Here is a 19,845-nt window from a genome sequence, read left to right on the forward strand (position 1 = left end):
TATGCCCGTTTGATCTGGAGAATGTCCAGCCTTTTGAGTGGCTAGCCGTCCTGGGACTTGCCACCCGTCCGGGTGGAACCCGCCGACGCACCCGCCTTGACCCCGTCCTTTCCTGCCGACGGCGTCTCGAAAGACTCCAACGCCTCCAGCACGTCCTGGACACGGGAGATCTCCGCATTGATGTCCTTGCGACGACGCGTCAGCACCTCCAGCTCGCGCTGCCCCTCCTGGACCGTCTTCTCCGCCTCGGCCTCGGCCTCCGCGCGGATCCGCTCGGCCTCCGCCTTCACGGCCTCGGCCTCGGCGATGATCGAGGCCTTCTTCTGCGCGGCCTCCTTGAGGAGCGCGTCCGCCTTGCGGACCGCGGCGATCCGGACCTTGCTCGCCTCCGAACTCGCCTCGGAGACCAGCTCCTTCGCCTTCTCCTCCGCCTCGGCGCGCTGCTCGGTCGCGGCCTTCACCAGCTTGTCGACGCGCTCGCCGGCCGTCTTCATCTGCTCGGCCGACTCGCGCCGCGCCCGCTCGTGCAGCTCCTCGATCTCGGCCTCGATCCGGCCCCGCAGCTCCTCGGCCCGCTCCCTTATGGCCGTCGCGTCGCTGCGGGCCCCGACCAGGAGCTCGTCCGCGTCCGTACGGGCCTTCTCCACCAGCGCGTTGCCCTCGACGGTCGCCTCGGCGACGATCCGCTCGGCCTCCTTGCGGGCCGCGCCGACCATCGTGTCCGCCTGCGTCTCGGCCTCCGTGGTGGCGCGCAGCGCCTCCTCCTGGGCCTTGGCGATGAGCTGGTCGGCCTGCTCGGCCGCGTCCGAACGCTTCCGGGCCCCGGCCTCCCGGGCCTCGTCGAGGGTCCGGTCCGCCTCCGCGCGGGCCTCCGCCCGCATCTGCTCGCCCGCCGCGGCGGCCTCGGCCTTCACCCGCTCGGACTCGGTACGGATCCGCTCGGCGTCCCGCAGGGCCTCCGCGATCGCCTCGGCGCCCTCGGCGCGCAGCCGCTCGGCCTCCTCCGAGGCCGCGGCGACGGTCCGGTCCGCCTCGGCGCGGGCTTCCGCGCCCACCGAATCGGCCAGCTCGGCCGCCTCGTTCACGATCCGCTCGGCCTCGGCCGTCGCCTCGCCGACGAGGGTGTCGGCCTGTTCGGCGGCGTCCGAACGGCGCTTGTCGGCGGCCTTGCGGGCCTCGTCGAGGATCTGGTCGGCGTCGGCCAGCGCGGCGTTGCGCAGGGCCTGCGCGTGCGCCTCGCCGTCGGCCTTGACCTGCTCGGCCTCGGCGCGGATGCGCGCGGCGTCCTGCTCGGTCGTCTCCATGAGCTCGACCGCCTCGGCGGTGAGCCGTTCGGCTTCGGCGGTGGCCTCGCCGACGAGGGTGTCGGCCTGTTCGGCGGCGTCCGAACGGCGCTTGTCGGCGGCCTTGCGGGCCTCGTCGAGGATCTGGTCGGCGTCGGCGCGGGCCTCGGCCCGCAGCGCCTCCGCCTGTGCCACGCCGTCGGCCTTGACCTGCTCGGCCTCGGCGCGGATGCGCGCGGCGTCCTGCTCGGTCGTCTCCATGAGCTCGACCGCCTCGGCGGTGAGCCGTTCGGCTTCGGCGGTGGCCTCGCCGACGAGGGTGTCGGCCTGCTCGGCGGCGTCCGAACGGCGCTTGTCGGCGGCCTTGCGGGCCTCGTCGAGGATCTGGTCGCCCTCGGCGCGGGCCTCGGCCCGCAGCGCCTCGGCCTGCGCCACGCCCTCGGCCTTGACCTGCTCGGCCTCCGCACGCAGCCGCTGGGCGTCGCGCTCGGCCGTCTCCCGCAGCTCGGCGGCCTCGGCCGCGATCCGCTCGGCCTCGGCCGTCGCCTCGCCGACGAGGGTGTCGGCCTGCTCGGCCGCGTCCGAACGGCGCTTGTCCGCCGCCTGCCGGGCCTCGTCCAGGATCTGCTCGCCCTCGGCGATCGCCGCGTCGCGCAGCGCCTCGGCGTGCGCCTCGCCGTCGGCCTTGAGCCGCTCGGCCTCCGCGCGCAGCTCGGCCGCCTCGGCGGCGATCCGCTCCGCCTCCGCGCGCGCCTCGCCGACCGTCGTCTCGGCGCGCTCGGCGGCCTCCGAACGGATCCGGTTCGCGTCCTCCCGGGCGTCCGCGCGCGTGCGGGCCGCGTCCTGCTCGGCCGAGGCGAGCGAGTCCGTCGCCTCGGTCCGCACCCGCTGCGCGTACTCGGCGGTGTCCGCCCGAAGCTTCTCCGCCTCGGCGAGCGCGTCCGTGACCGTCCGCTCCGCCAGCGCCTTCGCGGCCTCCGACTCCTCCTGGGCACGCGCCCGCGTGCGGACGGCGTCCTCGGACGCCCGCTCCCGCTCCTCGTACGCGTCGGCGCGGACCCGGTCCGCCTCCTCCTGCGCCTCGGTGCGCGTCCGCTCCGCCGCGTGCTCGGCGGCGCTGCGCAGCCCGGCGATCTCCTCCTCGGCCTGCTCGCGCAGACCGGCCACCGAGTCCCGCACCTCCTGGGCGGCTCGCGTGGCGGCGGTGACCACCTCGGTCGCCCGCGCGTCCGCCTCCTCGACCAGGCGATGCGCCTCGGCCTGCGCCTCCTCGACCCGCTTGCGGGCGGCGGCCAGGAGCTCCTCGGACTGCTCGCGGGCGTGCTCGCGCTCCCGGCCGGCCTCGGAACGGGCCGACTCCAGGGTCTCCTCGGCCTCCCGGCGGCGCCGGTTGGCCTCCTCCTGCGCGGCGGCCAGGGCCTCGGCGGCCTCGGCGGCCACCCGCTCGGCGGCGGCGGCGGCCTCGGCCCGCACCCGGTCGGCGGTCTCCTGGGCCTCCGACCGCAGCCGCTCGGCCTCCTCGGAAGCCTCCGTGCGCAGCCGTACGGCGGCGGACTCGGCCTCCGTACGGGTGGTGGACGCGTCCGACGCGGCCTCGGCGCGCAGCCGCTCGGCCTCCTGCTCGGCCTGCTCCCGCAGGGACCGGATCCGCTCGGCGGCCTCGGTCCGCAGCCGCTCCGTCTCCTCGGCGGCCTCGCGCCGGATCCGCTCGCCCTCGGCCCGCGCGTCGGTGAGCTCCTCGCCGGCGGCCGCGACCTTCGCCTCGGCGTCGGCGTGCAGCCGGGCCAGCTCCTCGGCGGCCTCCGCGCGGCGCGCCTCGGCGGCCCGCTCGGCGTCCGCGCGCAGTCCGGCGGCGGCCTCCTCGGCCGCGCCCTTCACCGACTCGGCCTGCTCCTCGGCCTCGGCGCGCAGCCGCTCGGCCTCGGCGCGGGTGCGCTCCAGGGTCTCCTCGGCCTGGGCGCGGAGCGTCTGGGCGCGCTCCATCGCCTCCGACTTGACCCGCTCGCTCTCGGCGCCGGCCTTGGCGCGCAGCTCGTCGGCGTCCGTACGGGCCTTGCTGAGGAGCTCCTCGGCGGTCCTGGCCGCCTCCTCGATCTGCTGGAGGGCCTCGCGGCGGGCCTCGCCGCGGATCCGCTCGCCCTCGTCGACGGCCTCGGCGCGCAGCGCCTCGGCCTCGCCGCGCAGCCGGCGGGCCTCCTCCTGGAGCTCGACCGTCTTGGCGCGGTACTCCTTGGTGTCGTCCTTCGCGGAGCCGAGCAGTTCGTCGGCCTGCTCCCCGGCCTCGGCGCGCAGCCGGTCCGCCTCGGCCTCGGCCTCGCGGCGGACCCGCTCGGCCTCCTCGGCGGCCTTGCGGGTGGTCTCCCGGGCGTCCTCGGACGCCTTGGTGAGGATCTCCTCGGCGCTGCGGGCGGCCTTGGCGAGCGCGGCGGCGGAGTCCTCGGCGGCGGCCGTGAGGGCCTTCTCGGAGGCCTCCGTGACGAGCTTCTCCGCCTCGGCGGTGGCCTCGCGGAGCTTCTCCTCGGCCTCCGCCTTGAGCGCCTCGGCCTCCTTGGTGGCCTCGCCGACGAGCCGGGCGATCTCCGTCTTGGCGGTGCGGGTGCGCTGCTCGTTGACCGACTCGGCGGAGGCGAGCTGCCTGGCGGCGGACTCCTTGGCCTCGGCGAGGGTCTTCTCGGCCTCGACGCGGGCGAGCCGCAGCTTCTCCTCGGCCTCCTGCATGCGCTGTTCGGCGGCGCGGGAGAGTTCGGTGGCCTGCCGGCGGGCCTGGTCGGTCTCGGCGGCGGTGGTCGAACGGAGCTGTTCGGCGTGGCTGGTGGCCTCCTGCGCCTGGCTGGAGGCGGCGCTCAGGAGCCGCTCGGCGTCCTTGCGGGCGCGCAGCAGAATCGCTTCGGCCTCGGCCCGGGCGGCCTCCGCCTCGGCGCCGACGCGGCGGCTGGTCTCCTCGGCGAGCCGGGTGGCCTCGGCGCGGGCGGCGGCGAGCGACTGCTCGGCCTCCGCGCGGGACTCGTCCAGGAGGCGGCGGGCCTGGGACTCGGTGCGGGCGCGCAGCTGTTCGGCCCAGGCGACGTTCTCGTTGACGTGCGCCTCGACGGTCTGGCGGCGCTCGTTGAGCTCCTGGTCGAGCTGCTGGCGGCGCTGGACGGCCTCGTTGTGCAGCTCGGCCTGGAGCCGGGCCTGGTGCTCGGCGTGCTCCTGGAGGATGCGCTGGGTCTGGGCGCGGGCCTCGCGCAGCTCGCGCTCGGCGTCCTGACGGAGCTGCTCGGCCTGCGCCTGCGCGTTCCGCAGCAGCTGCTCGGCCTGGTAGCCGATGTCGGCGCTGTCGTACGCGGGCCGGGACGCGATGGTGCGGCGCGCCTCGTGGAGCTTGGCGCGCAAGACCTCGACCTGGTAGCCCAGGTCCTCGGCATGCTGGACGGCCTTCTCGCGTTCGGTCTTCAGCCGGTCCATCTCGGCTTCGAACCTGGCGAGATGGTCGTCTTCAGCTCGGTGGCTCTCCTGGCGTTCGTAGCCCCGCACTGCGCGGTCCCATCCGTCCCCTGGTCGCAACACTCCTACGAGCACGCCCTCACGGCCGAGGACGGACCCCCGGGGAATCGTGGCAGATCGGACGACCCCGACATCCCGACTTCGGTGCCGCACGGAGCGGCCCCGACCGGCCCCGGCCCGGAGCCGCCCACTCTACCGGGCCAGGAATCCGGTGGTCAGTGCTCCGCTGAGGAGTGGTCAGCGGACGGCTTCGCCGAGGTGACCAGTTCCGTGAGCACGCCGTGGCAGTCCTTGGGGTGGAGGAAGGTGATCCGGGAGCCCATGGAGCCGATCCGCGGCTCGTCGTAGAGGACCCGGACGCCCTTGCCCCGGATGGCCTCGGCGTCCCCGTCGACATCGGCCGTGCCGAAGGCGATGTGGTGCACGCCCTCGCCGTTCTTGGCGAGCCACTTGCCCACCGCGGAGTCCTCCCGGGTGGGCTCCAGGAGCTGGAGGTAGGAGGCCCCGCCGTCGTCGGTGGCGTTGATCTTGAGCATGGCCTCGCGGACGCCCTGCTCCTCGTTGACCTCGGAGTGGAAGACTTCGAACCCGTACGTGGCACGGTAGAACTCGACGGTCTTGTCCAGGTCGAAACAGGCGATCCCGATGTGGTCGATACGCGTCAGCATGGCTCCAGTGCACCCCCGCCGGGGTGGTTACGCAACGTGCGCGCCGTCACACCGGCAGGCCGGTGACCGGGCGCCGCACCGCTCAGTACATTGGCGGTAAACCCTCGTTCACTCCTCATCCCAAGGGGCCGTGCCTCATGTCTGGAACGACCGGTACCACCTCAGTGATCGTCGCGGGCGCCCGCACGCCCATGGGTCGCCTGCTCGGCTCGCTCAAGTCCTTCTCGGGCGCCGACCTCGGCGGCTTCGCCATCAAGGCGGCCCTCGACCGGGCCGGCATCGGCGGCGACCAGGTGCAGTACGTGATCATGGGCCAGGTGCTCCAGGCGGGCGCCGGCCAGATCCCCGCCCGTCAGGCCGCGGTCAAGGCCGGCATCCCGATGAGCGTCCCCGCGCTCACCATCAACAAGGTGTGCCTGTCGGGCCTCGACGCCATCGCGCTCGCCGACCAGCTGATCCGCGCCGGCGAGTTCGACGTCGTCGTCGCCGGCGGCCAGGAGTCCATGACCAACGCCCCGCACCTGCTCCCGAAGTCCCGCGAGGGCTTCAAGTACGGCGCGATCGAGATGCTCGACGCCATGGCGTACGACGGTCTCACCGACTCCTTCGAGGGCATCGCCATGGGCGAGTCCACGGAGAAGCACAACACCCGCCTGGGCATCCAGCGCCCCGAGCAGGACGAGATCGCCGCCCTCTCGCACCAGCGCGCCGCCGCCGCCCAGAAGAACGGCATCTTCGAGGCCGAGATCACCCCGGTCGAGATCCCGCAGCGCAAGGGCGAGCCGGTCGTCTTCGCCCAGGACGAGGGCATCCGCGCGGAGACCACCGTCGAGTCCCTCGGCAAGCTCCGTCCGGCCTTCGCCAAGGACGGCACCATCACCGCCGGCACCTCCTCGCAGATCTCCGACGGCGCCGCCGCGGTCGTCGTGATGAGCAAGGCCAAGGCCGAGGAGCTGGGCCTGGAGTGGATCGCCGAGATCGGCGCCCACGGCAACGTGGCCGGCCCGGACAACTCGCTCCAGTCGCAGCCGTCCAACGCGATCCTGCACGCCCTCAAGAAGGAGGGCCTGGGCGTCGAGGACCTCGACCTGATCGAGATCAACGAGGCCTTCGCCGCGGTCGCCGTCCAGTCAATGAAGGACCTCGGCGTCACCCCCGAGAAGGTGAACGTCAACGGTGGCGCGATCGCCCTCGGCCACCCCATCGGCATGTCCGGCGCCCGCGTCGTGCTGCACCTCGCCCTGGAGCTCAAGCGGCGCGGCGGCGGCGTCGGCGCGGCGGCCCTCTGCGGCGGCGGCGGCCAGGGCGACGCGCTGATCGTCCGCGTGCCCGGCAACGGCAAGTAAGCATCCGACCGAGGAGCAGCGCATGGTGGACGTCCCCGAACTCGTCGCCCGGGCCCGGGAGGGCCGGCCGCGGGCCGTGGCCCGGCTGATCTCGCTCGTCGAGGGGGCGTCCCCGCAGCTGCGCGAGGTGATGGCGGCGCTGGCGCCGCTCACCGGCGGCGCGTACGTGGTGGGCCTGACCGGCTCGCCGGGCGTGGGCAAGTCCACGTCGACGTCCGCGCTGGTCTCCGCGTACCGCCGGGCCGGGAAGCGGGTCGGCGTGCTCGCCGTCGACCCGTCCTCGCCCTTCAGCGGGGGAGCGCTCCTCGGTGACCGGGTCCGGATGTCGGAGCACGCCTCCGACCCGGGCGTCTACATCCGCTCCATGGCGACCCGCGGCCATCTGGGCGGGCTCGCCTGGTCCGCCCCGCAGGCCATCCGCGTCCTGGACGCGGCCGGCTGCGAGGTGATCCTCGTGGAGACCGTCGGCGTCGGCCAGTCGGAGGTGGAGATCGCCTCCCAGGCCGACACCTCGGTGGTCCTGCTCGCGCCGGGCATGGGCGACGGCATCCAGGCCGCGAAGGCGGGCATCCTGGAGATCGGCGACGTGTACGTGGTGAACAAGGCCGACCGGGACGGCGCGGACGCCACCGCCCGCGAGCTCAACCACATGCTGGGGCTCGGCGAGGCGCGGGCGGCGGGCGACTGGCGGCCGCCGATCGTGAAGACGGTCGCGGCGCGCGGCGAGGGCGTCGACGAGGTCGTGGAGGCCCTGGAGAAGCACCGCGCCTGGATGGAGGAGCGCGGGGTCCTGGCGGAGCGCCGCCGGGCCCGTGCCGCGCGCGAGGTGGAGACCATCGCGGTCACGGCCCTGCGCGAGCGGATCGGCGACCTGCGCGGCGACCGGCGCCTGGACGCCCTGGCCGAGCGGATCACGGCGGGCGCCCTGGACCCGTACGCGGCCGCCGACGAGCTGGTCGAGAGCCTGACCGGGAGCTAGCTCCCGCGGGCTTCGGAGGCTCCCGCGCTTACCGGGGCTCCCGCGCCTCCGACGCTCCCGCACGTACGAGAAGGGCCTCTCCGGTCTTCGGAGAGGCCCTCTTCGTACTCTGTCAGGTCACGGCTTGCCGCGGCGGCCGCGGAGCTGTTCGGCGATCGGCTTCAGGGACTCGTGGAGGTCGCCGAGGGCCTCCCCGCTGAGCTGGTCGATGAAGTGCCTGCGCACCGACTCGACGTGGTGCGGGGCGACCTTGCGCATGGTCTCCATGCCGTCGTCGGTCAGGACGGCGTAGAGCCCGCGGCGGTCGGACTCGCAGTTCTCGCGGCGTACGAGACCGGCGTTCTCCATGCGGGTGATCTGGTGGGAGAGCCGGCTCTTCGACTGGAGGGTGGCGGCGGCGAGGTCGCTCATGCGCAGCCGCCGTTCCGCCGACTCCGAGAGGTTCACCAGGATCTCGTAGTCGTTCATCGTCAGGCCGAAGGGCTGGAGGTCCCGCTCCAGCTGGTACGTCAGCATTCTCTGGACGTCCAGGAACGTGCGCCAGGCGCACTGCTCGCCGTCGGTGAGCCAGGGGGTGGCCGTCTCGGTGTCCATGTATGGATTCTACCTAAGAAGTTGAATACTTGACGAAGTCCGGGAGTGTGACGCCGGGCACCGCGCGACGGGCGCCCCTGGCCCGACGCGGCGCAGACGTTCGAGGACGTCACACTCCGCAGACTACCGGCTACAGGCCGAAGCGACGCTGGAGGTCACCGAGCTGGCCGGGAAGGCGCGGTACCGAACCTAGCGGCCCCTGGCCGGAACCAGGCGCCCCGTGCCCGCCCGGAACACCCGGCTGCGCCGGCGGCGCGCCGGTCGCCAGCTCCGGCATCAGCAGCTCCGTCGACTGCAGCAGCACCGTGCCCGCGCCGACGAACTCGAACTGGTGCTCCTCGCCCGAGCTCCCGCCGATGCCCGTCAGCGCCCGGACGCCGCCCATCACGCCCGTCAGGTAGCCGTGGTCGTAATGGTGACAGGGCGAGGGGCAGTCCGCCCAGCCGACGAGCGCCTGCGGGTCCACCCGCATCGGCGGCTCCATGAAGACCACCGGCCCGTTCGACGCGGCCACGAACTTGCCCGTGCCGATCAGCGTCACGAAACCCGGCACGATCGACTGCTTCAGCGCCAGCGACGGCTGGTAGGCCAGCAGGTTCCCGGAGCGGATCGTCAGGTTGCCGTCGTCCAGGTCGTACGAGTTCACGTCGAAGGCCCGGTCCGCCAGCAGCATCTTCCCGCTGCCCTCGGCCACCACCCAGTCGCTCGCGTGCAGCGGCGAGTGGAAGGACGTCCGCACCAGCCGGTCGAGCCGGCCGTGCCCGATGCCGTTGAACTCGATCCGCCCGTAGTAGGCGATCATCTTCCCCTTCTGCAGGAACCACTGGCTCCCCTTGAGCTCCACGCAGAAGGTGTACGGATTGACGTTGTCGTCCGACGGAAGGGTCGTCGGGTCGTGGATCACCGGGGTGCTCACAGCTTCTCCTCCGAGGCCTGGACGTACACCACGCCGTTGCCGCTCAGCTCCAGCTGGAAGGCCTCGCCGGAGCCGCGCCCCACCATGTCGCGCCAGCCCAGCGCCGTGGAGAGCTTATTCCGCACGTCGCCGCGGTGCGCCACGTACGCCTGCGGGTCGACGTGGACCGGGCGGGCCGGGGAGATCGGCAGCTCGATGACACCGCCGTGCGCCATCACGGCCACCGAGCCGTGGCCCTTCAGGGTCGTGGTGAAGAGGCCCTGGCCGGTCACCTGACCGCGGACCATGCCCATGACCCCGCCCTGCGAGCCCATGAACATCGTGCCCTGTTCCAGGGTCCCGTCGAAGGCGAGCAGCCGGTCGGCCTCCACGTACAGGGTGTCGCCCGACAGCGCGATCACGTGGATGTGGTGGCCGCCGTGCCCGAACATCACCGTGCCGCTGCCCTCGACGGTCATCAGCGGGGTCGCCTCGCCGGCCACCCGGCGGCCGATCATCGACATCAGGCCGCCCTGGCCGCCCGCCATGTTCGGCGTGAAAGTGACGTCGCCGCGGTACGCGAGCATCGCGCCGCGCTGACTGAACATCCGCTGCCCGGGGACGACGGTCGCCTCGACCATCTTCGAGTTGATCTCGCGGAACGGCATCAGACGTCGCCCCCGATCGTGTTCCGCTCGCTCGGCTGCACGTACACGAGCCCGTCGCCCTCGAAGCGGATCTGGAAGGCCTCGCCGCCGCCCTCTCCCATCAGGGTGCGGAAGGTCACCCCGGACTGGAAGTGCTGCTGGAGGTTGCCCTGGTGGGCGATGTACGCGCCGGGGTCCACCTGGAGCGGGTACTGCGGGGTCACCCGCAGCACCACCGCCGGACCGTCCGACATGATCGCGGCCTGACCGGTGCCCTCGACGGTCGTGGTGAAGAGACCGTTCCCGGTGGCGCCGCCGCGCAGGCCCGTGAAGGTGGTGCCGGTGCGCAGCCCCGCGTCGGTGCAGAGCAGATTGCTGGCCTCCACCCACAGCTTGTCGCCGTGCAGCGAGACGAGGTTGATCTCGGAAGCCCGGTCGGCGAACCAGCAGGTCCCCTGACCGCGCACCTCCATCACCTCCATCTGCTCACCCGTGAGCCGGCGGGTCACCATGCCGCGCAGGCCCTCACCGCCACCGCTCATCTTCTTGAACGCCATCTGGCCGTCGTAGGCGACCATCGAGCCGTTCTTCGCCTTGACGGCGTCGCCTGTCATGGAGACGGCGAGCACCTTGCTGCCTTGGAGTCGGAACGTTGCCACCCCAGGAAGGTACTGGGCCCCCGGCCAAAGAGACAGCAAAGTCGCCGTGCACAATGGACGGGCCCTTGTGCATCCGTTCACAAGATCGAACGAAGGTGACCCCCTCCGTGGACATCAAGACCGCTTCCTCCCTCCACCGGCTCCGGCTCGTCTCCGCGCCGGAGGCCGTCTCGTTCCTGCTCCTGCTGGTCTGCTCGGTTCTCAAGCGGACGACGGACTTCAACGCGGTGCCGGTCATGGGCGCGATCCACGGCATCCTCTTCGTCCTGTACGTCCTCTTCTGGCTGGACGCCTGGAACCGCACCAAGTGGAGCTTCAAGGTCGCGGCCCTCTACTTCGTCCTCTCGGTGCTGCCCCTGGGCGGCTTCTACGCCGAGCGGAAGCTGAAGCGCGAGGCCGAGGACGCGGTCATCGCCTCCCGCGCGCGTCGCGAGGGCGTGGTCAACGCATGATCGTCGCGTTCTCGGTCACCCCGCTGGGCGTGGGGGAGGAGGTCGGCGAGTACGTCGCCGACGCCGTGCGGGTCGTCCGGGAGTCCGGACTGCCGAACCGCACCGACGCCATGTTCACCTCCGTCGAGGGCGAGTGGGACGAGGTGATGGACGTCGTGAAGCGCGCCGTCGCCGCCGTCGAGGCCCGCGCGCCGCGCGTCTCCGTCGTCCTGAAGGCCGACATCCGTCCGGGCGTGACGGACGGACTGACCTCGAAGGTCGAGACGGTGGAGCGCCACCTCGGCGCCTGACGCGCCCCCGAACAGAACCAGCCCCTGGCCCTCCTCAAGGGTCGGGGGCTTCTCGCTGCCCCCGGTTGAGCGAGTGCTCAAAATCGGCTACCTTCGCTCGCGGGCAGTTTTGAGCGGTCGCTCAAAATGCCGGACGAGCAGGGGGACGTCATGGGTCTCTACATCGAGACGCGGGTCCGCGCGGACCTGGAGACGCTCTGGGAACGCACGCAGGAACCCGACCGGCACCAGCGCTGGGACCTGCGGTTCACCGAGATCTCCTACCTCCCGCGCGCCGAGGGCGAGCCCCGCCGCTTCCGCTACGCGACGCGCGTCCTGCCCTTCCTGGCCGTCGCCGGCACCGGTGTCTCCGCGGGGGAGCGCCACCGGGCCGGCGGCGACCGGGTCTCCGCCCTCCGCTTCGCCTCCCCGCACCCGCTCTCGCTCCTCGCCGAGGGCAGCGGCTACTGGCGCTACGTCCCCACGCCCGACGGCGTCCGCTTCCTCACCGGCTACGACTACCGGCCCCGCTGGGGCCGCCCCGGCCGGCTCGCCGACCGGCTCCTCTTCCGGCCCCTCATGGGCTGGGCCACCGCCTGGTCCTTCGACCGGCTGCGGCTCTGGTGCGAGCGGGGCATCACCCCCGAACGCTCCCGCGACCGCTGGCTCCTCGAAATCGCCGCCCGCGTCCTGCTCGTCGCCGTCCCGGTGCTCGCGGCCTCCCTGCCGCTGGGCCCCGTCTCGCTCGCGGCCGTCCCCCTCACCGTCCTCGGACTCGCCGCCGCCGTCCTCGTACCGCCCTCCCCGAGCACCCCCGCGGCCCGCCGCTGTCTGCGCACCCCGCCCGCCCGCCACCGGGAGCCCCGGCTCCTCGCCACCCTGGAGCAGCCGTGACCGCGACCGTGACCCCCGCCGCGCCCTCGATCTTCCGCACCGCCATGGGCGACGCCGCGTTCGAGCGACTGCACCCCGAACTCCGGCGGCGCTTCTCCGTCGGGCTCGCGAGCGGCGAGCTGTGCGTCGGACGGGGCGTCATGGACCGGATCTGGCACGGCCGGGCCTTCGTGAAGCCCTTCCTCGCCCTCGGCGGACTGCGGAACATCCTGCTGCCCCGCACCGGCCGCGACGTCCCCTTCACCATCGAGAACGTGCCCTACCTCGATTCGTACGGGCGGGAGACCGTCACCTTCGTCCGCACCTTCGACCTGCCCGGCGGCCCCCGGCGCTTCGACGCCACCATGGTGCACAGCCCCGAGCGCGACTGCGTCCTCGACTACCTCGGCACCCACCAGCACCTCGCCAGCGACCTGCACCCCACCGTCGAACCCGACGGCTCGCTCCTCATCACCTCCGGCGAACACCGCTTCCGCGAAGGCCCCGTGGACGTGCGCGTCCCGGAGCTCCTCGCCGGCCGGGCCGAGGTGCGCGAGTCCTTCGACGAGCGCACCGGCCGCTTCCGCATCGACGTCCGGGTCGTCAACCGCCACTTCGGCCCCCTCTTCGGTTACCAGGGGTCCTTCACCGCCGCCTACGCCGACGTACGCTCCACCGGGGTGCGCGCCGGGCTGCGCCCGGTGCGCGAGGAGGTACGGGTGTGAGCGGGCGGACCGCGGCGGGCACGAAGGCGCAAGAGGTGAAGGCGCAGGACGCCAGGAGCCGGGAGACCCGGGAGAAGCTCCTCGACGGCGCCCTGCGCACCCTCGTCGAACAGGGCATCGCCAAGGCCTCCGCGCGCGCGATCGCGACCACCGCCGGGGTCAACCAGGCCCTGGTCTTCTACCACTTCGGCTCCGTCGACGAACTGCTCTCCGCCGCCTGCCGGCACGGCGCCGAGCAGCGGGTGGCCCGCCACCGGGACCGGCTCCGCTCCGTCGGCAGCCTCTCCGAGCTGCTCGCCTTCGGACGCGAGATGCACGCCGAGGAACGGGACGCCGGCCACGTCGCCGTCCTCGGACAGCTGCTCGCCGGCGCCCAGACCCACCCCCGGCTCGCCCCTGCCACCGCCGCCGGACTCGACCTGTGGATCGCCGAGATCGAGCAGGTCCTCGTCCGCGTCCTCGCCGGGACCCCGTTCGCCGAGTTCACCGACCCCGCCGGGCTCGCCCGCGCGGTCGCCGCCTCCTTCGTCGGCCTCGAACTCTACGAAGGGGTCGACCCGGTGGGCGCGGAGACCGCCCTCGCCGCCCTCGAACAGCTCGGCGCCCTGATGGCCGCGGTCGAGGAACTGAACCCGGTGGCGCGCAAGGCCGTCACGTACACCCTGCGGCGCCAGGGCGGCCGCGGCAGGTCCTAGGGGGCGTCTTGTCGATCAGGCGGGATCAGGGAGCGGTGCCAGGCGCCGCGAGCCCGGCCTGGTCGACAAGACACCCCCTAGTTCCCCTCCGGCTGCGACAGCGCGATGCCCAGCGGGGTCCGCTCGTACAGCACCTGGTGGCCGTACCGCCGCGAGGTCAGCAGCCCCGCGTCCCGCAGGACCGCCAGGTGCGACGAGACGGACGACGGCGCCCGGCCCAGGAGATGGGCGAGCGCCGTGGTGCCCAGCGGCTCGTCGAGCGCGCACAGCACGTCCGCGCGCACCGGCCCCAGCAGCCGGGCCAGCGCCTCCGGCGTGCGGTCGGCGGGCTCGGACCACAGCCCGCCGATGCCGCGCGCCGGGTAGACCACCGTCGGCTGCCACGGCGGATCGAAACCGCTCACCACGTCCGGCCAGGTGAACACCGACGGCATCAGCACGAGCCCCTGCCCCTCCAGCGGCCGGTCGTGCTCCCCGGGATAGTCCACCCGCAGCGTGGCCGTCTCCGCCGCCCAGTCGAAGGCCGGGTGCAGCTCGCCCAGCAGCCGTTCGAGGCCGCCCTCCGCGAGCCGCCGCGAGTGGTACGCCACGTCCGCCTCCAGGAGCGCGCGCAGCCGCGGCCACTCGGGCGCGATCAGGGCCTCCCAGGCGGCCCGCAGCAGATCGGCGAGCCGGCCCACCGCCCCGGCGGGATCGGCGAGCAGCCGTCGGCCCTCCGCCGTCTCCGCCGCCCCCGGCGTCTCGGCGAGCGCCCGCTCGAAGTCGTCCAGGGCGAGCGCCGGGTCGGTCTCCCGTACGGCCGTGATCTCGTCCTCGAAGGCGGCGGCGGGGCCCAGCGGGGGCGGGTACAGGAAGTCCGGGCTGTGCCCGCGCAGCGGCATCAGCAGCTGCAGCGGCCCGAGGTCGAGCTCCCGCGCGGCGCCCGCGATCCGCCGCATCCACGGCAGGTGGTAGCCCTGCTTCGCGGGCCTTGCGAGCACCCGTACGGCGGAGTGCGTCTCCCAGAGCGGCGAGATCGCGAACCGGATCCGCAGCGGGTCGGCCTCGCCGAAACGCAGGTGGTACGGCACGGGGCCCTCCGGGGACGCGGCTGAACATTCGGCTGGAGCCGAAAGTCTAGGGCGCGGCCCCCACGCCCGGCAGGCTGCGCCCATGCCCGAGAACGACACCCGGACGCCGCCCCCGGCGCCCGCGGCCACTCCCACCCAGCTCCCCCCGGCCCCCGCCCCGCCCACCCCGCCGTCCGGGACACCGACCCCCGGGGCCGTACCGACTCCCACGGGATCCGCCGTGCCCGCCCCGGCTCCGGCCGCCGGTCCCGTGACCGGTCCGGTGCCTGCCGCCGGGCCCGCGCCCGCCGGCGCGCCCCCGGCCCCGGCCACCGGTCCCGGGGGTGCGGGCGCCGCCCCCGGGTACCTCGCCGTCTTCGCCGTCCCCGAGTTCCGGTTCGTGTTCGCGGCGCACCTGTTCTCGCTGCTCGGCGTCGTCGTCAGTGAGCTCGCGCTCACCGTGCTCGTGTACGACCTGACGCGGTCCCCGCTCCTCTCCTCGCTCACCTTCGCCCTCGGGTTCCTGCCCTACCTCCTCGGCGGCACCCTCCTCGCCGGGCTCACCGACCGGCTGCCACCCCGGCGGATCCTCGTCGTCTGCGACCTCGTCTGCGCCGGCTGCGTCGCGCTCATGGTCGCGCCCGCCACCCCCGTCGCCGCCCTGCTCGTGCTGCGCTGCGCCGTCGCCGTCGTCTCGCCCGTCTTCAACGGCACCCGCATGGCGACCCTCGCCGACATCCTCGGCGAGGGCGAGCTCTTCGTGCTCGGGCGCTCGCTGCTGCGGATCGTGTCGCAGAGCGCGCTGCTCGCCGGCTTCGCCGCCGGCGGCGTCCTCCTCACCCTCGTCCCGCCGCGCGGCGCCCTCGCCGTCACCGCCGCCACGTTCCTCGTCTCCGCGCTGCTCCTGCGCCTCGGCACCGCCCGCCGCCCGGCCAGGGCGACCGCGTCCACGAGCGGGCTCGCCGGCACCTGGGCGGTGCTGCGGAACCGGCGCGTGCGCGCCCTGATGCTGATGTTCTGGGTGCCGCCGCTCTTCGCCGTCGTCCCCGAGGCGCTCGCCGCCCCCTACGCCGACGAGATCGGCGTCTCCACCGCCGCCCTCGGCCTCCTCATGTGCGCGCTGCCCGTCGGCACCATCGCGGGCGAGCTCTTCGCCGGATCGTTCCTCTCCGCCGGGACCCGCTCCCGGATCGTCCTTCCGCTCGCCGTCGCGAGCGTCCTGCCGTACCTCCTGTACGCCCCCCGGCCGGGCGTCGCCCTCGCGGCCGTCGGCCTGTTCCTGGCCGGCGCCACCGGCGCGTACACCCTCGGTCTCGACGCCTGGTTCGTCGCCGCCGTCCCCGAGGAGCAGCGGGGGAGGGCCATGACCCTGATGACCGCGGGCATGATGACCGTCCAGGGCGTCGGCATGGCCGGGGCCGGGATCGCGGCCGAGTTCGCGCCCGTGCACACGGTCGTGGCCGGGACCGGCGTCCTCGGCACGGTCTGTCTCCTCGCCGCCGCCGTCGAGCTGCGCGCGACCGAAGGGCGAGACGGGGCTGACCGGCATATGACCAGTCGGTAAGGTCGATGCGTGCCGAAGCCGCTCAGTCTCCCCTTCGACCCCATCGCCCGAGCCGACGAACTCTGGCAGAAGCGCTGGGGCCCGGTCCCCTCGATGGCCGCGATCACCTCGATCATGCGCGCCCACCAGATCCTCCTCGCGGAGGTCGACGCGGTCGTCAAGCCGTACGGGCTGACCTTCGCGCGCTACGAGGCCCTGGTCCTGCTCACCTTCTCCAAGGCGGGCGAGCTGCCGATGTCCAAGATCGGCGAGCGGCTGATGGTCCACCCGACCTCGGTGACGAACACGGTGGACCGGCTGGTGAAGTCGGGCCTCGTCGCCAAGCGGCCCAACCCCAACGACGGCCGCGGCACCCTCGCCTCCATCACGGAGAAGGGCCGCGAGGTGGTCGAGGCCGCGACCCGCGACCTCATGGAGATGGACTTCGGCCTGGGGGCGTACGACGCGGAGGAGTGCGCGGAGATCTTCGCGATGCTGCGCCCGCTGCGGGTCGCGGCGCACGACTTCGACGAGGGCTGAGCACACCCCGACCCCCGCGAAGATCGCCCGGAACGTGCCGTTACGCTCGACGGCATGAAATCCAGCGTGCTGACCCGCTACCGCGTCATGGCCTACGTGACCGCGGTCATGCTCCTCATCCTGTGCGCGTGCATGGTCGCCAAGTACGGCTTCGGCGTCGGCGAGGACCTGACCTTCGCGGTCTCCCAGCTCCACGGCGTCCTCTACATCATCTACCTGATCTTCGCCTTCGACCTGGGCTCCAAGGCGAAGTGGCCGTTCGGCAAGCTGCTGTGGGTGCTGATCTCCGGCACCATCCCGACCGCCGCCTTCTTCGTCGAGCGCAAGGTCGTCGCCGAGACGCTTCCGCTGGTCAGCGGCGCGCAGGCGCAGCCGGTCAAGGCCTGACCCCCACCCCCGTACACCTGTGCGGGGGTTTGCCGTCGACAGTTACTAGGACGTCCTAGTAACTTCGAAGGATGGACGCTGACGCCATCGAGGAGGGCCGCCGCCGCTGGCAGGCCCGCTACGACGAGGCCCGCAAGCGGCAGGCGGACTTCAGCACGCTCTCCGGCGACCCCGTGGAGCCGGTCTACGGGCCCCGGCCCGGCGACACCTACGAGGGCTTCGAGCGCATCGGCTGGCCCGGCGAGTACCCCTTCACCCGCGGTCTGCACCCCACCGGCTACCGGGGCCGGACCTGGACCATCCGCCAGTTCGCCGGCTTCGGCAACGCCGAGCAGACCAACGAGCGGTACAAGATGATCCTGGCCGCGGGCGGCGGCGGCCTCTCCGTCGCCTTCGACATGCCGACCCTCATGGGCCGCGACTCCGACGACCCCCGCTCCCTCGGCGAGGTCGGCCACTGCGGGGTCGCCGTCGACTCCGCCGCCGACATGGAGGTCCTCTTCAAGGACATCCCGCTCGGCGACGTCACGACGTCCATGACGATCTCCGGGCCCGCCGTCCCGGTCTTCTGCATGTACCTGGTCGCCGCCGAACGCCAGGGCGTCGACCCGGCCGTCCTCGACGGCACGCTCCAGACGGACATCTTCAAGGAGTACATCGCCCAGAAGGAGTGGCTCTTCCGGCCCGAGCCCCATCTGCGCCTGATCGGCGACCTGATGGAGCACTGCGCGGCGAGCATCCCCGCGTACAAGCCGCTCTCGGTCTCCGGCTACCACATCCGCGAGGCGGGGGCGACGGCCGCGCAGGAGCTGGCGTACACCCTCGCCGACGGCTTCGGCTACGTCGAACTCGGCCTCTCCCGCGGCCTCGACGTCGACGTCTTCGCCCCCGGCCTCTCCTTCTTCTTCGACGCGCACCTCGACTTCTTCGAGGAGATCGCCAAGTTCCGCGCCGCCCGCCGGATCTGGGCCCGCTGGATGAAGGAGGTCTACGGCGCCAGGACCGACAGGGCGCAGTGGCTCCGCTTCCACACCCAGACCGCCGGGGTCTCCCTCACCGCCCAGCAGCCGTACAACAACGTCGTGCGGACCGCGGTCGAGGCGCTCTCCGCCGTCCTCGGCGGCACCAACTCCCTCCACACCAACGCCCTCGACGAGACCCTCGCGCTCCCCAGCGAGCAGGCCGCCGAGATCGCGCTGCGCACCCAGCAGGTGCTGATGGAGGAGACCGGCGTCGCCAACGTCGCCGACCCGCTGGGCGGTTCCTGGTACGTCGAGCAGCTCACCGACCGCATCGAGGCCGACGCCGAGAAGATCTTCGAGCAGATCGAGGAACGCGGCCTGCGCGCCCATCCGGACGGCAGGCACCCGATCGGCCCGATCACCTCCGGCATCCTGCGCGGCATCGAGGACGGCTGGTTCACCGGCGAGATCGCCGAGTCCGCCTTCCGCTACCAGCGGGCCCTGGAGAAGGGCGAGAAACGGGTCGTCGGCGTCAACGTCCACCACGGCTCGGTCACCGGCGACCTGGAGATCCTGAGGGTCAGCCACGAGGTCGAGTGGGAGCAGGTCCGGGTCCTCGGGGAGCGTAAGGAGCGGCGCGACGACGCCCGGGTCCGCGCCTCGCTCGACGCGATGCTCGCGGCGGCCCGGGACGGGTCGAACATGATCCCCCCGATGCTGGAGGCCGTCCGCGCCGAGGCCACGCTCGGCGAGATCTGCGACGCCCTGCGCGAGGAGTGGGGGGTCTACACGGAGCCCCCGGGCTTCTGAACCCGACGGTGCGCCGCCGGGGCTCCGGTCCTCCGGTGCGCCGCCGGGGCTCCGGCCCCCTAGCGCGCCGCCGCCGCGCCCAGGCCGCCGAGGAGGAGGGCGGAGAGGCGCGCCGCCCAGGGCCCGTCCACCGGCTCCGCGCTCACCAGGGCGCGGTGCACCACCGCGCCGGCGACCACGTCGAAGATCAGGTCGTCGAGGGCGGCGACGGTGGACACGGGGTGCTCGTCGGGGAGTTCACCGCGCCGCTGGGCCCGCTCGCGGCCCGCCAGGACCAGCCGCTTCTGGCGGTCGACGATGGAGGCGCGTATGCGTTCGCGGAGCGGCTCGTCCCGGGTGGACTCGGCCACCACGGCCATCAGGGCCGTCTTCGTCTCGGGCCGTTCGAGGAGGGCCGCGAACTGCAGCACCACGTGCTCGATGTCGGCCTGGAGGGAACCCAGGTCGGGCAGTTCGAGTTCGTCGAAGAGGACGGCGACGGCGTCCACGACGAGCTCGTTCTTGTTGGCCCAGCGGCGGTAGAGGGTCGTCTTCGCGACCCCGGCGCGGCCGGCCACGTCCCCCATCGTGAGCTTGGACCAGCCCAGTTCGACCAGGGCCGCGCGGGTGGCCTCCAGGATGGCCGTGTCGGCCTCCGTGGAGCGGGGGCGCCCGGTGCGGCTGCCGCGGGGGTTGGTGCGCTTACACATGGAAAGCGACCATACCCGCCGGTAGGTATACCGCCAGAGGCCGGTGATGTGAGGCAGTTCACCGTACGGATCCCGTTCCCGCCCTCCCGCCGGATCCTTCCCTGGAGTTACGCTACGACCTGTAGCGAAAGGCATTGAGCGGCCTGAGCGACAACCACAGTGCCGGATGGGGATCCGGCGCGACAGAGGGCACCGGGTGGGGACCCGGGGCCACCGAAGACGAAGAACCGTGTCGTCCACGCGTCTCGCACACCGGCGGGAGATGCGCGGACGGCACGGTTCGGCCATGGCTTA

General features: G+C 73.2%; 19 protein-coding genes. 11 read left to right on the forward strand and 8 right to left on the reverse strand.

Features of this window, described 5'->3' with window-relative positions:
• Positions 1-41 precede the first annotated feature (41 nt).
• Both scy and mce read right to left on the reverse strand, forming a co-directional pair.
• Entirely contained in the window at positions 42-4,799 is a 4,758-nt protein-coding gene (gene scy, locus ACIGW4_RS18665) for a polarized growth protein Scy (RefSeq protein ID WP_399581581.1), read from the reverse strand.
• A gap of 185 nt (positions 4,800-4,984) precedes the next feature.
• Positions 4,985-5,437 carry a methylmalonyl-CoA epimerase gene (mce, locus tag ACIGW4_RS18670; RefSeq protein WP_123455436.1) on the reverse strand — a complete coding sequence of 151 codons (453 nt, stop codon included), beginning with the start codon at positions 5,435-5,437 and terminating at the stop codon, positions 4,985-4,987.
• A 137-nt stretch (positions 5,438-5,574) separates the two neighbouring features.
• Between mce and ACIGW4_RS18675 the strand changes: the two genes are divergently transcribed.
• Both ACIGW4_RS18675 and meaB read left to right on the forward strand, forming a co-directional pair.
• Positions 5,575-6,783 carry an acetyl-CoA C-acetyltransferase gene (locus tag ACIGW4_RS18675; RefSeq protein ID WP_123455437.1) on the forward strand — a complete coding sequence of 403 codons (1,209 nt, stop codon included), beginning with the start codon at positions 5,575-5,577 and terminating at the stop codon, positions 6,781-6,783.
• A gap of 22 nt (positions 6,784-6,805) precedes the next feature.
• Positions 6,806-7,762: a methylmalonyl Co-A mutase-associated GTPase MeaB gene (meaB, locus tag ACIGW4_RS18680; RefSeq protein ID WP_123455438.1), complete on the forward strand. Its 957-nt coding sequence runs from the start codon at positions 6,806-6,808 to the stop codon at positions 7,760-7,762.
• A 117-nt stretch (positions 7,763-7,879) separates the two neighbouring features.
• On the opposite strand, the gene ACIGW4_RS18685 is transcribed toward meaB, so the two are convergent.
• The 4 genes from ACIGW4_RS18685 to ACIGW4_RS18700 all read right to left on the reverse strand — a co-directional run bounded on the left by ACIGW4_RS18685 (position 7,880) and on the right by ACIGW4_RS18700 (position 10,557).
• The gene (locus ACIGW4_RS18685; RefSeq protein ID WP_123455439.1) at positions 7,880-8,356 is read right to left on the reverse strand and encodes a MarR family winged helix-turn-helix transcriptional regulator; all 477 of its coding nucleotides are present in this window, start codon (positions 8,354-8,356) and stop codon (positions 7,880-7,882) included.
• Positions 8,357-8,486: 130 nt separating this feature from the next.
• Positions 8,487-9,272 carry an AIM24 family protein gene (locus ACIGW4_RS18690; protein WP_123455440.1) on the reverse strand — a complete coding sequence of 262 codons (786 nt, stop codon included), beginning with the start codon at positions 9,270-9,272 and terminating at the stop codon, positions 8,487-8,489.
• Positions 9,269-9,919, reverse strand: a complete 651-nt coding sequence (locus ACIGW4_RS18695; protein WP_123455441.1) for an AIM24 family protein — start codon at positions 9,917-9,919, stop codon at positions 9,269-9,271. The genes ACIGW4_RS18690 and ACIGW4_RS18695 overlap by 4 nt, the downstream gene beginning before the upstream one ends.
• The gene (locus tag ACIGW4_RS18700; protein WP_041662875.1) at positions 9,919-10,557 is read right to left on the reverse strand and encodes an AIM24 family protein; all 639 of its coding nucleotides are present in this window, start codon (positions 10,555-10,557) and stop codon (positions 9,919-9,921) included. Before ACIGW4_RS18700 ends, ACIGW4_RS18695 begins: the two co-directional genes overlap by 1 nt.
• 107 nt (positions 10,558-10,664) lie before the next feature.
• Between ACIGW4_RS18700 and ACIGW4_RS18705 the strand changes: the two genes are divergently transcribed.
• The 5 genes from ACIGW4_RS18705 to ACIGW4_RS18725 all read left to right on the forward strand — a co-directional run bounded on the left by ACIGW4_RS18705 (position 10,665) and on the right by ACIGW4_RS18725 (position 13,571).
• The gene (locus ACIGW4_RS18705; RefSeq protein ID WP_123455442.1) at positions 10,665-11,009 is read left to right on the forward strand and encodes a DUF3817 domain-containing protein; all 345 of its coding nucleotides are present in this window, start codon (positions 10,665-10,667) and stop codon (positions 11,007-11,009) included.
• Positions 11,006-11,299 (forward strand): MTH1187 family thiamine-binding protein, encoded by a 294-nt coding sequence (locus tag ACIGW4_RS18710; RefSeq protein ID WP_123455443.1) that lies wholly within the window; start codon positions 11,006-11,008, stop codon positions 11,297-11,299. Before ACIGW4_RS18705 ends, ACIGW4_RS18710 begins: the two co-directional genes overlap by 4 nt.
• 150 nt (positions 11,300-11,449) lie before the next feature.
• Positions 11,450-12,172 carry a hypothetical protein gene (locus ACIGW4_RS18715; RefSeq protein ID WP_399581586.1) on the forward strand — a complete coding sequence of 241 codons (723 nt, stop codon included), beginning with the start codon at positions 11,450-11,452 and terminating at the stop codon, positions 12,170-12,172.
• 44 nt (positions 12,173-12,216) lie between these two features.
• Complete coding sequence (locus ACIGW4_RS18720; protein WP_123457498.1) at positions 12,217-12,876, forward strand: DUF4166 domain-containing protein; 660 nt, start codon at positions 12,217-12,219, stop codon at positions 12,874-12,876.
• On the forward strand, positions 12,873-13,571 hold the full coding sequence (locus tag ACIGW4_RS18725; RefSeq protein ID WP_398707520.1) for a TetR/AcrR family transcriptional regulator: 699 nt from the start codon (positions 12,873-12,875) through the stop codon (positions 13,569-13,571). Before ACIGW4_RS18720 ends, ACIGW4_RS18725 begins: the two co-directional genes overlap by 4 nt.
• Positions 13,572-13,648: 77 nt before the next feature.
• Here ACIGW4_RS18725 and ACIGW4_RS18730 read toward each other — a convergent pair whose 3' ends face one another.
• On the reverse strand, positions 13,649-14,641 hold the full coding sequence (locus ACIGW4_RS18730) for a DUF5937 family protein (RefSeq protein WP_398707522.1): 993 nt from the start codon (positions 14,639-14,641) through the stop codon (positions 13,649-13,651).
• Between the two features lie 82 nt (positions 14,642-14,723).
• On the opposite strand from ACIGW4_RS18730, the gene ACIGW4_RS18735 reads away from it, so the two are divergent.
• From ACIGW4_RS18735 to ACIGW4_RS18750, 4 genes are all read left to right on the forward strand, one after another.
• Positions 14,724-16,184 (forward strand): MFS transporter, encoded by a 1,461-nt coding sequence (locus ACIGW4_RS18735; RefSeq protein WP_398707524.1) that lies wholly within the window; start codon positions 14,724-14,726, stop codon positions 16,182-16,184.
• 9 nt (positions 16,185-16,193) lie between these two features.
• On the forward strand, positions 16,194-16,703 hold the full coding sequence (locus ACIGW4_RS18740; RefSeq protein WP_123455446.1) for a MarR family winged helix-turn-helix transcriptional regulator: 510 nt from the start codon (positions 16,194-16,196) through the stop codon (positions 16,701-16,703).
• 54 nt (positions 16,704-16,757) lie between these two features.
• Positions 16,758-17,090: a DUF3817 domain-containing protein gene (locus ACIGW4_RS18745; RefSeq protein ID WP_190154737.1), complete on the forward strand. Its 333-nt coding sequence runs from the start codon at positions 16,758-16,760 to the stop codon at positions 17,088-17,090.
• A gap of 71 nt (positions 17,091-17,161) precedes the next feature.
• Positions 17,162-18,862: a methylmalonyl-CoA mutase gene (locus tag ACIGW4_RS18750; RefSeq protein ID WP_123455448.1), complete on the forward strand. Its 1,701-nt coding sequence runs from the start codon at positions 17,162-17,164 to the stop codon at positions 18,860-18,862.
• A gap of 59 nt (positions 18,863-18,921) precedes the next feature.
• On the opposite strand, the gene ACIGW4_RS18755 is transcribed toward ACIGW4_RS18750, so the two are convergent.
• Positions 18,922-19,551: a TetR/AcrR family transcriptional regulator gene (locus ACIGW4_RS18755; protein WP_123455449.1), complete on the reverse strand. Its 630-nt coding sequence runs from the start codon at positions 19,549-19,551 to the stop codon at positions 18,922-18,924.
• Positions 19,552-19,845: the final 294 nt, after the last annotated feature.

The sequence above is a fragment of the Streptomyces sp. NPDC053513 genome (assembly GCF_044544765.1).
GTDB lineage: Bacteria > Actinomycetota > Actinomycetes > Streptomycetales > Streptomycetaceae > Streptomyces > Streptomyces litmocidini.